We start from the raw sequence: 16,363 nt of genomic DNA, 5'->3' as shown, positions 1-16,363 counted from the left end.
GAGAAAGTCCGGGAGATGTGTGACCGCGCAGGAAGTTGCTCGTTGGGACAGGGGTAGGCGGGTCAAAGCGAGGATGTGACGGGGTCGCTATGGCGGACGTTTTAACGTTGGATCGAAGGACGGTCGGGCCGGCCGAGGTCGAGACCGCCCTGCTGGAGAACTACGCCGCGCTGGTGCGGCTGGCGTACCTGGTGCTGCCGCCCGCGCTCGGGCGGCATCGGCGGATCCTCGCCGCGCATGGGGTGGTCCAGCGGGCCCTGCCGGACCGGCGAAGACTCGAGCGCCAGCTGGCCGGCGAGCTGAGTGCCGCCGGCTTCCTCCGCCGTCGCGTGATCCGGGACGCGGTGCGTCAGGCCCACAGCCGTACGCCGCTGCGGTTGCTGCCGCAGGTCTGGGGGCTGCGGTTGTTCCCGCGATCGGGGGCAGCCGACGACCTGGCCCTCGATCAGGCGCTCGCGACTCGTTCACCGGAGGCACGGGCCGCCTGGGCACTGGTCCGGGCCGAGTCGGTGCCCATCGACGAGGTCGAGCACGAGCTGCGCGCGATGGGAGTCCAGCACCCGCAGGCCGCCATCACCGAGGCCTCGGAGCTGGACGATGACGCGATGGCAGGGGTCCACGGTCCGCTGGATGACGCCGTGTTCGACCCGTGTTCGGTGCGGCTGGCCCCGAGCGACCTGATGCGCCGGAAGGCCCGTGGCCGTGCGGTCGCGATCACAGTGACCGCCGTACTCGCGGTGGCGATCCTCATCTCGCTGATCGCCTCCGCCGGCCGCGACCAGGCACCGCAGGCCGCGCCGCAACAGCAGAACCAGCTCAACCCGGACAAGCTGTGGCGTACCGGAGCCGACCGCTGGCAGGACACGGCCCGGGTGGACTTCACCGCCTGGCCGGCCCGCGGCAGCCGTATCAACGACAGAGCCCTCCTCACCCAAGCCCTCACCACCTGGTCCACCGGGACAGGTGTCACCGGGATCGCCGGGACACCCACGGCCGCGCCCACCGAACCACCCCGGCTCCTGTACGCCGGTGACGTGGACGGCACGGCCGTGGTCCTCCTGTACGACGGACGCCGGCTCGCCCGGTACGCAGAGGGCGGACTCGTCGTCGCGCGCACCGACAACGCGGACATCACGACGTCCGGCGCAGTGGTTCTCAGCCGATCGGCGCGAGGGGTTCGTTTCCTCACCGCACCGTGGGTCGCGACGGCAGTGGTGCGCGATCTGCGAAAGCCGGATGCTCCGGGACAGCTGTTGGCCGAGGATGACGGTGTCACCGCGCCGGTGCGGCCACCTGCGAACGACTGCTCGTCCTGGCCCGGCATCGAGCTTCGGACGTCCGCAGCGATCGCCGACAAGCACTCGGTCCTCGTGACGGACCTTGGTGGGTTGAGTCCGACTCACCTCACCTACCTGCCGCCACCACCGGAAGGACCGGCCGGATCACCGCGGGAGGCGACCAGCGGCGCGGCGCTGACGAGCTGGGCACGGACGGTCTGTGGCCTGCAAACCTTGCAGAACAAGGGGATCAAGGCCGCCAACAACTGGCTCTTCGCGGAGCAGATCCTTCCGGACAAGACCGCTGCCAGCTGGATCTGCACCCGATCGGACGCGTGGGACGGCAATGGGCTCGCCACCGTCCGGCTGTTCCCGGCCGGGTTGTCGGCTGGGCAGGCGACCAACACCGCGATCTGCAGCCGATTCGACCAGAACGTCCTGGCCACCGCGGCCTGGCGAGCTCCCAACGGCACCACCTATCTACTCGCCGCCGGCAGCCGGCACGTTGACCGCATCACCGTCGGCACCGACACCGTTGAGGGCCGCCTGGTTGCGCTACCTGGCCGCACCACGTTCCGCGTGACCGCCCACCTGACCGACGGCACCACCATCACCCCGCTCAACAAGTAGAGGGCGGAGGGTCACGGAGTACGAGCGTGGTTGGGTCGGGTCCACGCGGAACGGCGGGAGCACGCCGTTCGGGGTCTCGCCCATCCCGGTCTCTGCGTCCTCCACGTGCAGCGTCACCCAGCCACGGTTGCGGACCAGCGGGAGCTGGAAGTCGTACTCCGCCCGATCCAGCCGGTCGTACTGCGTGACGCTGACGTCGACCGTGTCCCCCGGAGCAGCTGCAACGAGTACGCCGTTGCGGGAGTCCGACAAGCTCGCCCAGCGGGTGCCCGTGTGGTTCCCGTGGGCCTGCGGGCGCGAGTACCGGACGTACTGCTGTTCCACGCTGCTCCGATAGACACCGACCCGGGTCCCGGATGCCCGGTCGCTGTACGACTCCTCGGGCCCGCGGCCGTAATACGTGAAGCTGCTCAGGGATTCGGGGACCTGCAGGGAGAAGCCGATGCGTGGCAGGTAGGGCAACGTGGTCAGCTTGGTGCCGCGTGGGGTGACCTGGTGGGCCAGGGTGATCGTGCCGGCGGCGTCGATCGTGTAGGTCATGGTCTGGGCGAACGACAGCTGATCAGCATGGCCCGGGGCGGCCACGGCGCTGGGGACGATCAGCTGGATTCGTCCGTCGGGGAGGGGTTTCAGCTGCGGGGTTCCGACAGTTGTGCGGAGGCGATCGAGGCCGAGAGTGTTCCAGAGTTCGCGGTCGGCGGTGCCCCAGGAGTAGGTCTCGTTGGAGGTCGGCGGGCGCCAGACGTCCAGCTCCGGCCCACGTTTCAGCAACTCCTTGCCGCGAGCAACCATCGAGACGAGCGCGCCGCGGTCGAAGGCGTAGCGGAAGCCGGTGCCGGAGACGATGATCCGGCGGCCGGATGTAGTCACTGTGGGCTTTCCGGCGGCTGGCGTGTTGACGACGACTTTGCCGCCGAGTGGGAACTGGTCGCGCTGGAGCAGGCCGTCACGAGAGACCGCGTCCAGGTCGAGGAACCGCTCGACCGCCGACGCCGCGACCGGAAGACGCACCGTGCGCGAGCTGTCCGGCGGCAAAGTCAACGGCATGCTCCCGCGGCTGACCACCGCGTCGGCCTGCCGGACCGTCCAGCGCAGTTCGAAGGTGAGCGGCGCGAACTGCTGCTCGTTCCGGACCGTGACCAGCCCCGGCGCTGCAGACGAGAACCGCAGCGGCGACTGGGCCCAGGCCAGTTCCGCGGTCTCCGGCTGAAGTCGACGGTCTGTGCTGACCAAACCATCGGTCCCGGACAGGCTTACCGCCAGACTCTGGAACCGCCCGGCATCGACAGCCCGCTCGAAGTCGAGGGCCAGCACGGCATCATCGGCGTCGGCACCTGACGCGATCTCGTCGGCGGTCAGCGCGCGCGGCACGATCCGGATCCGGTCGAAGGTGCCATGGGCGAGCCGGGATTTGGTCTGGTCCTGCTGGGTCTGCGCGTTCCGCCCGACGTTCACCTCCCACAGCCCGGGCTCGATCGTGCCACTCGCTCTGGTTTGCGCCGCGCGCCGACCATCGACGTACAAGGTCAGCGCGGACCCGTCGTACGTGCCGGTGACGCGATGCCAGGTGGTTCGCCAATCCGGCGGGACAGTAGCGGCAACAGCCTGCTCGCGACCGTTGAGGGTGACGCGGAACTCGATCGTCGACGCATTGGTCTGCTGCAGGGCGTACTGCTTGCCCTTGGTCAGGATCGGCAGCGACCCAGTCCACGAACCCGGTTTCAGCCACGCGTCGAGAGTGAGCGGCCCGGCGATGTCGAGCACCGGATCACGGAACACGTCCACGTAGTCATCGAGGCTGGAGAGTTCGACGCCACGGCCGAAGCGCCCCTCGGCCAACGACGGCTTGCCGACGAAGAAGGCCTGCAAACCCTTCTGCGAGGTGTCAGGCGTGGTGACTAGCGGTTGGGAGAGGTTCTGTTCGGCCCAGTCCCAGATGAAGCCGCCCTGGATCGACGGGTTCTTCCGCGCCAGCGCCCAGAACTGGTCGAAGTTGCCCAGACCGTTGCCCATGGCATGCGCGTACTCGCCCATCACGATCGGCTTCCCCGGCGCCATCCGCTCCAGCCTGGCAGGGGTCGGATAACGAGGACCCGCGACATCGGCGTACGGCGCATCGCCGTCCGGATGGTTCGACTGGTGGTAGAGCAACCGGGTCGGCTCGTGCGCGTCGGCCCACTCGGCCAGCGCGAAATGTGCCGTACCGAGGCCGGCCTCGTTGCCGGTGTCCCAGAACACGACGCTGGGGTGGTTCTTGTCCCGCTCGACCATCGCGACGAACCGATCGTGATACGCCGCCTGCCATTCCGGTTTGCTCGCCAGGCAGACCGCCGGGCAGGCCTCGTGCGCGTGCGTCTCGATGTCGACCTCGTCGGCGATCAGCAGGCCGTAACGATCGGCCAGCTCGTACCAGTACGGGTCGCTCTCGTAGTGCGACGTCCGAACCGCGTTGATGTGCAACCGCTTCATCAACCGGACGTCCTTCTCCATCGCGGCCCGGGTGACATGCCGTCCGGTCTGCGGGTCGGTCTCGGCGCGGTTCACACCCTTGAAGAGGATGCGTTTGCCGTTGAGTAGGACCTGTTTGTCGCGCACCTCGATCTCACGGAATCCGACCCGTTGACTGGTCCGGTGGACTACCTCGCCGTCGGGAGCGGTCAACGAAAGAACCAACGTGTACAGCGTCGGCGTCTCGTCGGACCACTTCGCGGGATTCGGCACCAGCGCGGTCAGCGTCGTACTCAAACCAGTCAACGTGGTGACGACCGCTCCCCGCGGATCAAGCAGGGTCGCCGACAACTTGTAGCCCCCGGCATCGATCAGCTCGGCATCGACCGTGAGCAAGGCGTTCCGGTACGACGAGTCGAGGTCGGTGGTGATGTAGACGTCCTGGATCCGCGCCTTCGGCACCGAGTAGTTGTAGACGTCACGGAAGATCCCCGCGTACCGCCACTGGTCGTAGTCCTCCAAATAGGATCCGGCACTCCACCGATGAACCTGGACCGCGAGGGTGTTCCGCCCGGCCGACACCTTGTCCGTGATGTCGAACTCGGCCGGGCTGTAACCGCCCTGGTCGTAGCCGACGTACTTCCCGTTGACCCAGACGAAGTACCCGCTGGTCACCCCCTCGAACCTGATCAGTTGCCGACGGCCCTTTTCGGAGGCGGGGATGTCGAAGGTCCGCAGGTAGGCGCCGGTCGGGTTCACGTCGCGCGGCACCTTCGGCGGGGTGTCCGGCCAGAGCTCCTCCGGGACGTTCCGGAACATCGGGTGATCGAGGAAGTCGCTCTGCCACGTGTGCGGCACCTGCACGGTCGACCACCCCGACGCGTCGTACCCGGACTTCTCGAACCCGGCCGGCACCGCGGACGGCTTGGCGGACAGGTTGAACTTCCACGACCCGTCCAGCGAGCGCACGTACGGCGAGCCACTCGATGGCGTGCCACCGCCGAAGCGGACGGCGGCCGCGTCATCGGCGTACGGCCAGAGCCTGGTGTGCGGCGCGACCTGTCCCTCGGCGACCCGCTGGGGGTCCTCCAGGTACGCGTACACGTCGCGCGATCCGCCTTCCGAAGGCACCACCCCCGAGATCAACCCGGCCGCGCCGCACATCAGCACCAGCGCGAGGAGTTGCGCGATCGGCCGCACGGTCACCACTCTCCTCGCAATCCGCGGCCGGCCGGATCCGCCCGGCCGCACGCTAGGTCGATGCACACGAAGGGTCAAGAGTTGCACCTGTCCCACGTTTCCCTCACGGCCCGGTCACTCGACGTGTTGACGAGGTCACGAATCGCGGCCTAGCTTGCGTGGAAGCGCTCTCTTCCCTACCGCCCCGAGGGAGATCCACGATGATTGCTGCCGTCGTGTCCGCTGCACTTCTGACAACGTTGCCCCTGGGAGCGCCGCCAGCTCCTTCTCCTCCTCCGAGTACTCCGGCGGTGAGCATGTCCACGCAGGCGACCATCTGCAACAAGTACTGCGACGCACGCGACCCCGCATTGTCGCCCGGCGACCGGTCCCCGGTGTCGGCGACCATCTTCGGCCGGACGCTGCGGCTGCACTTCGACGACGCGGACGCGATGGGCTGGGCCTCGATCGAGAACGGCAACCCGGGTGACGAGGTCTGGCTGGACCGCTCGTTCGACGGCGGCCGGACCTGGGCGTCGGGCAGCCGACTCGGCAACACCGCGATCCCGGCCGGCCAGAGCGGCTGGCGGACGCTGATGTACAACGTGGACGACTGGAACAACCACGGCGTCGGCGCACTCCGGGCCTGCGGCAAGGCCGGCGACCGACCGGACATCGCCTGCACGCCCTGGGCGCGAACCACGTGGAACGCGGGCGAGCGCCGTACGGCGGCGGCCACCGCGCAGATGCAGTACTACAACCACTCGACGGGAGTGTTCGACACCACCGGCTGGTGGAACTCCGCGAACGCCCTGACCGCGGTCATCGACAACATCCGGGTCACCGGGATGGGCAGCTACCAGTACGCGATCGCCCGGACCTACGACCTGAACCTCAACGCCCAGCAAGGCCAGTTCCGCAACGACTACATCGACGACACTGGCTGGTGGGGACTCGCCTGGGTCGCGGCGTACGACCTGACCGGAGACGCGCGCTATCTCCAGACCGCGCGAGTCGACGCCGACCACATGGCGGCGTACTGGGACAGCACGTGCGGCGGCGGGGTCTGGTGGAGCCAGGCGAAGACCTACAAGAACGCGATCACCAACTCGCTCTACATCCAGCTGAACGCCGCCCTGCACAGCCGGGTCGCCGGCGACACCGTTTACCTGCAGCGGGCGCAGAGCGGCTGGACCTGGTTCCAGCAGACCGGGATGATCAACAGCTCGAACCTGGTCAACGACGGCATCGATCTGGCCACCTGCCGGAACAACGGCGATACGGCCTGGACCTACAACCAGGGGGTGCTGATCGGCGCGCTCACTGAGCTGTCTAAGGCAACCAACAACAGCTCGTATCTAACCAGCGCCCGGCAACTCGCCGACGCCGCGACGAGTGCCGGCTCCCTGCACACGTCCGACGGAATCCTCCGCGAGCCCTGCGAATCCGGCGACTGCGGCGGCGACGGCCCGTCGTTCAAGGGTGCCTACGCCCGCGGCCTCGGCAAACTCAACGCCGCCCTCGCCGACCACCCCTACACGGCCTACCTCCAACGCCAGGCCGACCGCGCCTACGCAACCGACCGCACACCGATGGACCAATACGGCCTCCGCTGGTATGGCCCCGTCGACAAACTAGACGCAGCCCGCCAGCAAAGCGCCCTGGACCTCCTGAACGCGACGCCATGAAGTGGGTGACCGAGGCCCGGCCTCGTCCCTGCGTCCGGGACGAGGCCGGGCATGAACTCACCGGACGGGGCCGAGGAGGTCGATGCCGTCGAGGGTGAAGGAGCCGTCGACCACTGAGATCTCCACGGTGTGTTCGTTGGTGGCGTCCAGGCCGCGCAGCCAGTACGAGGTTTGGCGGACGCCGGTGGGGCCGACAGCGACCCGGGTGGGCGGTGCGCCGTCGACGGAGACGTTCAGAGTGGCCGTGCCGGTGGCGCCGAAGAGGTTGAGGCCGGTTCCGTTGAAGGAGAAGGCTGCCGCTCCGCCGCTGCGTAGTACGTGGAGGGTCCGGTTGTGGTTGGCGAAGCCGACCTGCTGGAACTGGACCGCGCCCTGGTAGCCGAGACGGGGCGACGTGTCGTCGAGCTTGTCCGAGCGCCAGGCATGGCCGCCGATCGGGTCGATGTCCAGGTTGTCCCACTGGTTCTGGTAGTGCCCGGAGAGGAGGGAGATCCGTCCGCTCATCACCGGGTTGGCGCTGCTGTCGGTCCAGGTGGTGAGCCGGCGCCCGTCCACCGATGGGGTCAGCACATTGTCGACGGCCTCCAGCGACAGGCGGTGCCAGGCCGCGGGATCGAAGCCGTCGATCGTGCCGGCGGCGACCACACTGTCGAGCTTACGTAGCTCCCATGCACCGGTTGGCACAACGCGAAGGGCGTAGGCGGCCAGGTCCGCGCCCTGCGAGACGATCTGCCGGACGCCGAGGCCGGCGTAGTTGGGGAGCGTTGCGTCGCGTACCTGCTGGTCGAACCGGACGTCGATCGACGCGCGGTAGTTCGCCCAGGTGTGGTCGCCGAGGATCGTCGACGTCCCGCCGGTCGGCAACTGGTTCTGCGAGCCGTTGCCCCAGACGTTCCAGGTGTAGCCGCGGTTGCCGGCGTGGATCTTCTGCTGCAGGACGTTGCGGTGGGCGGTGTCATCGGTCCCGATGACCTCGAAGGCGCCGTTCTGGTCGGCCGTGTAGCGAGGTGTGCGGCCGCGGCGCTCCAGGTAGGACATCTTCACGCCGTTGACGTCCTCGGTGGGATATCCGGCGTACTCGAAGTCGTCGCTGTAGGGCAGTTCGAGCGGCGCGTCCTCGGCGGTCGCGGCGTAGTCACCAGGAGCGTACGGCGCGGCCGACTGGTGTACGCCGCGCTCTCGGGTGGTCAGGCTGAGGATGGAGTAGGGCTGTACTTCGACCCGGTAGACGGAGTACCGGGTGCCGTCCGCTCCTCGCTCGGTCCGGTCGGGCGTGATGTAGCCAAGGTGCTGGAACCAGTTCGCGTCCACCGGCTGCCCGGCCGAGTCCGGGCCCTTGGTCCGCCACAGGTGGAGCGGGGTGTCGGAGTCGGTACCGAGATCGGCCACCTTCACCTCGAAGTAGCGGGGGGCCGCGGTGTTGTTGGCGTGCACCTGGGCGAAGTCGGTGGGACGCCCGGCCGATGCCTCGGGGACCGATGCCCTCGCCGGGAGGGCCGGCTCACGCAAGGTCAGGTAGGTGCGGGTACTGGCATCGACCGCTGTGCCGCCGTCGGCGAACGGCCCGTCGCCGTAGCTGGCGCCCTCGATGTACTCCCAACCCTTGCCGATGAATTGCATGAAGTGCCGGACCAGCACGATGCCCACGCCGCCCTCGTAGTACCCGGACCAGGGGTCGGAGGCTCGGATGAGGTGCTTCGGCGAGTAGGACGACCCCTCGTACAGCGCGCTGACGGCCGGCTGGAAGAGGAACGAGGTCATGTGCGCGGGGTTCTCGCCGGAGCCGGACCAGCGGTAGGAGTTGATGAACCGGTCGGCGATGTCGACGGCGGAGACGGCTCCGCCGACGCCACCCCTGGCAGGTTCGGCCGTGATGCGGTACTGCGGGTCGATCATCGGGGCGACGCCCTCGGAGTAGATGACCTCCATGCCGTGGTCCTTGTTGAGCCGGGTCAGGTTGGGCCCGCCGCCGATGGTGTAGTGGATCCCGATCGCGTCGACCTGCTCCAGTGCCTCGGGGCTGTTCAGGATGTGGTCCGAGACCCGTTCGCCGTTGCGGTAGGAGTCGAGCGCGACGATCTTGATCTTGGCGTAGTCGTAGCGGGCGTCGCCGGCCTTGGCGTCCTGCTCGAGGCGCTTCGCGACGTAGACCGTCCAGGCGAGCTCGGAGCTCATGTAGTTGCTGTGGACCTCGTTCTGCGAGGGGCTGAGGTAGTCGAACTTGACGCCGTACGTGTCGTACGCCGCGTCGATCGTCTCCTTGTACCAGCGGTAGCGGTCCTCCCAGCGGTTGCCGGTCCAGGACGGCTCGGCCCAGCGGAGCGCCTCGACGCTGAGGTGCGGGTTGATCTTCTTCGCATCCGCGATCATGCGGAAGCCCGCGCCCCGCAGTACGTTCGCCGGCTCGTCTGCCGACCGCTTCGAGGCGGGTTCGGCCCCGGACGAGGTGTTCACGTCCGCACCCAGCTCGACCTTGAGGTGACTCAGCCCGGCGCCCGTTCGCTGGTTGAACATGAGGTTGAGGAGCTTCCAGTAGACATCCGGGTGCTCCTCGCGGTAGTCCAGCAACAGGCGCGAGGTGTTGTTGCACGAGACAGAGCCGAAGCCGCCGAACTCGTTGAACGGGTTACCCGCGGCGTCCCGCTCGACGTCGTCGCCGTCGACGACGATGGTGCTCCAGGGTGAGGAGTCGTCGCCGAACCGCAGGTGCGATGAGCCGCGCTTCGGTGCGGCATCGTCGGTGAGGGGTGCCGAGATCGCTGTGGTCGGCAGCGCCGCGGCGACGATCGCGGTGGTCGCCGCGATCGCCAGAACGCTGCGACGCGTCCTTCGTGGCAGGGCAGGTTTCACTGGGACTCCTCGGGGAGGACTCGGGACAACTGGAGTTTGGTATTGGTGAAGACGACCCACAGGGCGCATCCGGGCACAGTGGCGAGGCCGGCCGGCGGGACCTGGCTGACGATCACCACGGCGGCCACGAGCACAACCAGGGAGAGCACGCTGAGGGCCCAGGTACGGACGGCGGCGTAGACGGCCAGTCGCAGCGCCGCCCGGAGCGGCAGCTCGGGTTTTGTTGCCGACAGCACCAAGAGGGCGAGGCCGGTGGCGAGCGTGAGGACCACGAGCACGGCCAGCAGCGGGACGACGGCCGCGCCCGGCATCGCGTCGTACAGGAGCCTGATGTCGGCGACGAGGATGCCGATCAGGCCGACGACTGCCGCCCAGAGGAGAACGGCGCGGACAGCGAGAACACGGTAGGCGCGGAAGAGGACCGGCAGCGACGGGTCCTCACCCGCAAGGTACGCGAACGCGGCTGCGACCGAAGGCCCGAGTGGGACTGCGAGGACGGCGAAGAAGACCGGGTAACGCCACGGCTGGGCGACCGTCGCGAGCGCGAAGAACAGCGGCACGCCGCCGATCGCCAGGCCGAGGTTGATGACCAGTGTGCGGTGGACGAACGACCAGATCAGGTCCCAGGCGTCGGCGCGGACGTTGACCCGTGCCAACGGCCCGGTCAGTGGCGGGGTCATCACTTCATCCCGCTGGTCGCGATGCCCTGCACGAAGTACTTCTGGCCGAGCAGGAAGATCACCAGGATCGGCAGCACGGACAGCACCGACCCGGTCATGATCATCGCGTACTCCGCGTCGTACAGGCCGACGAACGAGCGCAGGCCGAGCTGGATGGTCCACAGTTTGTTGTCGGTGAGGTAGATGAACGGACCCATGTAGTCGTTCCAGGTGTTCACGAACGTCAGCAACGCCAGACTGGCCAACGCCGGCTTCGACAGCGGAAGGATGATCCGGGCCCAGATGCCGTACTCCGACAGCCCGTCCAGCCGGGCCGCCTCGCTCAGTTCGTCCGGGATGGTCAGGTAGTACTGCCGCATCAGGAACACACCGAAAGCGCCGAACGCCTGCAGCAGGATCAGCGAGAGGTGCGTGTTCACCAGGCCCGCCTTCTGCATGATGATGTACTGCGGCACCATGTATGCCTGCCAGGGCACCGCGATCGTCGCGAGATAGGCCAGGAACAACGCGTCCCGGCCGGGGAAGCGGACCTTGGCAAACCCGTACGCCGCGAAGCTGCCGGTCAGCACCTGCAACGCAGTGATGACGAGGCTGAGGAAGACCGAGTTGCGCAGATAGGTGACCAGCGGGATGCGCTCCCAGATCCGGGTGAAGTTGTCCCAGTGAAACTCGGCCGGGATCCACCGGATCGGCACGCTGAACACTTCGGCATCCAGCTTCAGCGACGACGACACCATCCAGGCGAACGGCACCAGCACCGCGACCGAGAGCACCACCAGCAGCAGATACGCGAACGCTCTCCGCACACTCGGTCGCCGGCGCGGTCGCGGCACCTCAGCCGGCGGGGCCTCGACCGGCGCCGGCGGGGAGATGGTCAGGGTCATCGCTCACTCCTTCGCTGCCACTGGAACTGCACCACCGTGATGGTCAGCACGATGACGAACAGCACCATCGACACTGCGGACGAGTAGCCGAACCGGCCTTGGGTGATGCCCTCCCGGAAGATCACCTGGGACAGCACCAGCGTCGACCGGCCCGGGCCGCCCTCGGTCATCACCTGGACCAGGTCGAACACCTTGAAACTGGAGATCGTCAGCATGATCAGCACGAAGAACGTGGTCGGCCGCAACGACGGCACGGTGATGTTCCAGAACCGCTGCCAACCGCTCGCCCCGTCCACCTGAGCCGCCTCGTACAGCTCCCCCGGGATGGTCTGCAACCCGGCCAGGTAGAGGATCATGTAGTACCCGAGGTCACGCCACACGCTGGCCAGGATCACCGCCGGCATCGCCCACGTCGTCGAGGTGGTCCAGCCCGGCGGGTGATCGATCCCGATCGCCCGCAGAAACTGGTTCACCGGCCCGAGTTCCGGGCTGAGCAGCATGTTCCACACCACGGCCACCGCGACCAGCGACGTGATGTACGGGAAGAACAGCGCGGTCCGGAAGAACCGCACACCCCTCAGTCTCTGGTTCAGCAGTACTGCGAATCCGAGCGCGGCGCACAACGTCAGCGGGACGTGCCCGACCGCGTAGTAGGCGGTGTTGCGCAGCGCCGTCCAGAACGTGTCGTTGTGGATCATCCGCTCGAAGTTGGCCAGCCCGACCCAGCGTGGCGTGCTGTACGAATCCCAGTCGAGGAAGGCCAAGGCGAGCGAGGCGATCACCGGCACCAGGGTCAGCACGGCGAAGCCGAGGAAGTTCGGCAGGATGAAGCTCCAGCCGACCCAGGTGTTGCTCCGGCGCCGACCCACCTGGGTCCGTGGAGAGGCGGGCAGCGTGACCGTCATGGTGTCAGCCGACCTCGTTCTTGACCCGCTTGGACATCTCGGCCAGGCCGTCGTCCAGGGACTTCTCACCGGTCATGATCAGCTCGTGCTCCTCGACCAGGATCTGGTCCACGTCCGAGGACTTGTCGCCGACCGGCATCTCCAGCACGACCTCGCCGGGCTTGAACGCCGACTTGGCGACCGCGTCGTTCGGCACACCCGGCAGGGCGAAGTACGTGTCGAGGATCGCTTGGGTCTGCAGCGACGGGGTGACACCGGCCTTGGCGACCGCGGTCGCGCCGGCCTCGCTCGCGGCCCACTCGACGAACTTCTTCGCCGCGTCGGTGTGCTTGGAGTTCTTGTTCACCGCGAACGCAGTCGGCGAACCGAACGTGGTCACCTTGCCGTCGGTGGCCCGCTGCGGCAACGGCGCCATCCCCCACTCCACCTTGGTCTTGCCCGACTTGGTGTCGGCCAGCAGCCTCGAGGCGTACCAGGTGCCCATCGGCATCAGCGCCGCCTTGCCGGTGGCGAACATCGTGTCGTAGGTGATCTTCTGGCTCGAAGCCGTTGCCCAGGGCATCAGAGTGCCGCCCTGCTGGAGATCGAGCGTCATCCGGTACTGGTCCTTGAAGAAGCCGTAGTCGCCGCCGAGCAGGTCGCCGCCGGCCTGAGCCGCCGCGGTCGCCTGGACGACGGATCGCCAGGTGTGCTGGTGCGCGCCGTACACCTTGTTGGCGCCGTCGCCCTTGGTCAGGCTCTTGGCGAGGGTGGCGTAGCCGTCCCAGCTGAGGTTCTGCAGCTTGGACTCGGCGACACCGGCCTGCTTGAGCAGGGTCTTGTTGTAGTAGAGCACCCAGAAGTCCTGGCGGTAGGGCAACGCGTAGTACTTGCCGTCCAGGTCGTAAGCGTCCAGTCCGGACTGCTTGGCCGGATCCAGCTTCTTCGCCTCGTCGGTCAGCGGGACCAGCTGGCCGCGGGTGCCGAAGCGGGAGTAGTCGATGACGTTCTTCATCGTCAGCACGTCGGTGCTGTCGCCGCCGGCCAGCATCGTGGTGACCTTCTCGGAGTAGTCGTCGGCGAGGATGTCGACCGGTTCGACGTCGATGTCCGGGTTGGCGTTCTCAAAGCCCTCGATGATCGCCTTGAACTCCGGCGTGGTGGCGTAGTTCCAGAGCGCGACCTTGAGGATCTGCTTGCCGTCGGCGGTCTGCCCGCTGCCGCTGTCCCCACCGCCTCCGCAGGCGGTGAGGAGGGCCAGCGCCGCAGTGGCGGCGAGGGTGGTGGTGAGGTGTCGCTTCACGACGATCTCCTTGAGGTGGTACTGCGGACGGAAGGGTGCGAGTGGTTCAGGCGGTCAGGGGGAACGCCTCGGCGGTGATGCGGGTGCGGAGCGGTTCGCCGGTCAGCCAGCGGCTGAGTTCGTCGAGGGTGTGGTCGGTGAGACGGTGGATCTCGGTGCCGAGTGAACCGGCGATGTGCGGGGTGACCATGACGTTCCGCGCCGACCGCAGTGGGGAGTCCGGCGGCAACGGCTCGGGGTCGGTGACGTCGAGAATCGCGAACAGCCGGCCGGATCGGCACTCCGCCGCCAGCGCGACCGAGTCGATCAGGCTGCCGCGGGCCGTGTTCACGACCGTCGCGTGATCCGGCAGCTGGGCCAGCTCGGCGGCGCCGATCAGGCGATACGTGCTGGGCAACGCGGGTGCGTGCAACGAGAGGACGTCGACTCGCGGCAGGAGGTCGGCCAGCTCCACGAGCTTCCCGCCGGCTTCGGCGACCGCGCCCGCGTCGGCGTACGGGTCTGCCACCAGCACGGTCGGGCCGTCCAGGGTGCGGAGCAGCTCGACCACGCGGCGGCCGATCCGGGAGAAGCCGACGACGCCGATCGTGCGCTGGAAATTGGAGAGGTCGCCGAAGCCCTGCAGGTGGCTCCAGCCCCGGTACGCCGTATCCGCGTCGGCGGCGAGGAACGGCGCCTTCTTCCCGGCGAAGATGATCGCGGCCAGGGTGTACTCCGCGACCGGGACGGCGTTGGCGTCGGCGGCGCTGGTGACGACCAGATCGCGGGCCCAGAGCGCGTCGTCGGCGAACGAGCGAACGCTGCCGGCGGCGTGGAACACGGCTCGCAGGTTGGGCGCCGCCGCCAGCCGGTCGCCCGTCAGCCGGGGCACTCCCCAAGAAGTGAAGAGGAGGTCCGCCGCGGCCAGCTGGGACCGGGCCGAGGATGAGTCGAGCTCGTCCAGCCAGATCGGCTCGGGCAGGCTGACCAGGGCGCCGAGCCGGTCCAGCCGGGACTGGTCGAAGTGGGCGCGGAACGCGTCGCGGTTCATCACCACCAGCGCGTTCGGCCGTCGTCTCGTCATCCGCGGGTCCGGCAAGCGGTTACCGTTGCACTCATGTGAACATAAGATGTCTTCTCTGTTCAGGACATCTACAGGTCATTCACAATCGAATGAAAACGTTCAGATTCGTACAGACCAATCTGGGAGGTGTGCCGAGTGTCGGACGACCGTCTGTTCGGGCTCCAGCGGCACGAGCGCGTGATGGACGAACTTCGCCGGCACGGCGCCGTCCGGGTGAAGGAGCTGGCCGAACTGCTCGGCGTCAGCGAACTGACCATCCGCCGCGACATCGCCACCCTGGCCACGCAGAACCTGCTCACCAAGGTCCACGGCGGCGCGACCCTCCCGACCGAGCTCGCTCCCGCCACCCAGGTCCGCCGGCGCACTGCCGCGGCCCCACGCTTCACCATCGGCATGGTGGTCCCTTCACTGGACTACTACTGGCCGCCGATCGTCGGCGGCGCGCGTTCGGCGGCGGCCGCCCAGGGGGTCGCGATCCAGCTGCGCGGCTCGACGTACGACTGGGCCGAGGACCGCCGCCAGATCACCCGGCTGATCGAGTCCCAGCAGGTGCAAGGTCTGCTGCTCGCGCCGAACCTGGACGGCGAAGACGTCGGCGAGATGATCCAGTGGATCGGCGACCTGCCGGTCCCGGTCGTCCTGGTCGAGCGCCAACCGCCGCGCTGGACCCCGACGAAGTCCCAGCTCGAGTGGGTTCGCAGCGATCACGCGCTCGGCGTCGAACTCGCCGTCCGCCATCTCCACGATCAAGGTCATCGCCGGATCGGACTCCTGCTGTCCAAGGGCAGCCCGACGTCCGCCCACCTGGCCCGCGGCTGGGACCTGGTCTGCGGCGATCTCGGCATCGACGCGGACCTGGTGATCCGCGAATCGGTCCGGATGAACGAGCCCGGCCATCGCGAGACCATCGCGCACCTGCTGAACCGTTGCCGTTCCACCGGTACGACGGCGCTGGTCATCCACTCCGATCCGGACGCCATGTCCGTCGCGCAGTACTGCATCGAGCTCGGCATGGCGATCCCGGCCGATCTCGCGATCGTTGCCTATGACGACGAAGTGGCCCAGCTGGCCGAGCCGGCGATGACCGCGGTCCGCCCGCCCAAGGCGATGGTCGGCCGCACCGCCGTGGAACTCATGGTCGCCCGTCTCAACGAAGGCCGCCGGCGTCCGATCCAGCGCGTGCTGATCACTCCGGAGCTGATCATCCGCGACTCGTCGATGCCGCTGCCTGTCCCGGTCCGCTCAGTCTGAGCCGAGCTCGAGCTCGCCCGTCTCACCGTCGTGCCACCCGATTCGCACGGTACTGCCGTCGAGCTCGAGCTGTGGCAGGGGTTCCGGGGCGGCCTGAATGGACCAGTACGGCCCCCGTCGTACGGCCCCATCGACAAACTCGACGCAGCCCGACTGCAAACCTAGACCTCCTGAACGCCACTCCATAAGTCGGCCCTGACCTGGAACATCGACCTCGGCGCTAGCA

At 68.0% G+C, this 16,363-nt stretch carries 10 protein-coding genes; 3 read left to right on the top strand and 7 right to left on the bottom strand.

What is annotated here, in order from left to right; translation table 11 throughout:
- Positions 1 to 89: 89 nt before the first annotated feature.
- On the top strand, positions 90 to 1,907 hold the full coding sequence (locus EV643_RS08070; RefSeq protein WP_133799361.1) for a hypothetical protein: 1,818 nt from the start codon (positions 90 to 92) through the stop codon (positions 1,905 to 1,907).
- Here the strand turns inward: EV643_RS08070 and EV643_RS08065 are convergent.
- On the bottom strand, positions 1,833 to 5,561 hold the full coding sequence (locus EV643_RS08065) for a glycoside hydrolase family 2 TIM barrel-domain containing protein (protein ID WP_202869444.1): 3,729 nt from the start codon (positions 5,559 to 5,561) through the stop codon (positions 1,833 to 1,835). The two genes, EV643_RS08070 and EV643_RS08065, sit on opposite strands and share 75 nt — an antisense overlap.
- 290 nt (positions 5,562 to 5,851) lie before the next feature.
- Here EV643_RS08065 and EV643_RS08060 point away from each other — a divergent pair, with 290 nt between their 5' ends.
- Complete coding sequence (locus EV643_RS08060) at positions 5,852 to 7,222, top strand: glycoside hydrolase family 76 protein (protein ID WP_238165476.1); 1,371 nt, start codon at positions 5,852 to 5,854, stop codon at positions 7,220 to 7,222.
- A gap of 57 nt (positions 7,223 to 7,279) precedes the next feature.
- Here EV643_RS08060 and EV643_RS08055 read toward each other — a convergent pair whose 3' ends face one another.
- Genes EV643_RS08055 through EV643_RS08030 form a run of 6 tightly spaced genes read right to left on the bottom strand, consistent with a single transcriptional unit; the run spans position 7,280 to position 14,886 of the window.
- Positions 7,280 to 10,072, bottom strand: coding sequence for a hypothetical protein (locus EV643_RS08055; protein WP_238165438.1), 2,793 nt, complete (start codon positions 10,070 to 10,072; stop codon positions 7,280 to 7,282).
- Entirely contained in the window at positions 10,069 to 10,752 is a 684-nt protein-coding gene (locus EV643_RS08050) for a hypothetical protein (protein ID WP_133799357.1), read from the bottom strand. Before EV643_RS08050 ends, EV643_RS08055 begins: the two co-directional genes overlap by 4 nt.
- Complete coding sequence (locus EV643_RS08045) at positions 10,752 to 11,636, bottom strand: carbohydrate ABC transporter permease (RefSeq protein ID WP_133799356.1); 885 nt, start codon at positions 11,634 to 11,636, stop codon at positions 10,752 to 10,754. The genes EV643_RS08050 and EV643_RS08045 overlap by 1 nt, the downstream gene beginning before the upstream one ends.
- Complete coding sequence (locus tag EV643_RS08040; RefSeq protein WP_133799355.1) at positions 11,633 to 12,541, bottom strand: carbohydrate ABC transporter permease; 909 nt, start codon at positions 12,539 to 12,541, stop codon at positions 11,633 to 11,635. The genes EV643_RS08045 and EV643_RS08040 overlap by 4 nt, the downstream gene beginning before the upstream one ends.
- 4 nt (positions 12,542 to 12,545) lie before the next feature.
- The gene (locus tag EV643_RS08035) at positions 12,546 to 13,823 is read right to left on the bottom strand and encodes an ABC transporter substrate-binding protein (protein ID WP_133799354.1); all 1,278 of its coding nucleotides are present in this window, start codon (positions 13,821 to 13,823) and stop codon (positions 12,546 to 12,548) included.
- A 46-nt stretch (positions 13,824 to 13,869) separates the two neighbouring features.
- Positions 13,870 to 14,886 (bottom strand): hydroxyacid dehydrogenase, encoded by a 1,017-nt coding sequence (locus EV643_RS08030; RefSeq protein ID WP_133799353.1) that lies wholly within the window; start codon positions 14,884 to 14,886, stop codon positions 13,870 to 13,872.
- A gap of 135 nt (positions 14,887 to 15,021) precedes the next feature.
- Here EV643_RS08030 and EV643_RS08025 point away from each other — a divergent pair, with 135 nt between their 5' ends.
- Positions 15,022 to 16,137: a substrate-binding domain-containing protein gene (locus EV643_RS08025; protein WP_202869443.1), complete on the top strand. Its 1,116-nt coding sequence runs from the start codon at positions 15,022 to 15,024 to the stop codon at positions 16,135 to 16,137.
- Positions 16,138 to 16,363: the final 226 nt, after the last annotated feature.

The sequence above is a fragment of the Kribbella caucasensis genome, from assembly GCF_004361855.1.
GTDB lineage: Bacteria > Actinomycetota > Actinomycetes > Propionibacteriales > Kribbellaceae > Kribbella > Kribbella caucasensis.
The sequence above is the reverse complement of the archived record's forward strand: the minus strand, read 5'-3'. Positions and strand labels throughout refer to the sequence as shown.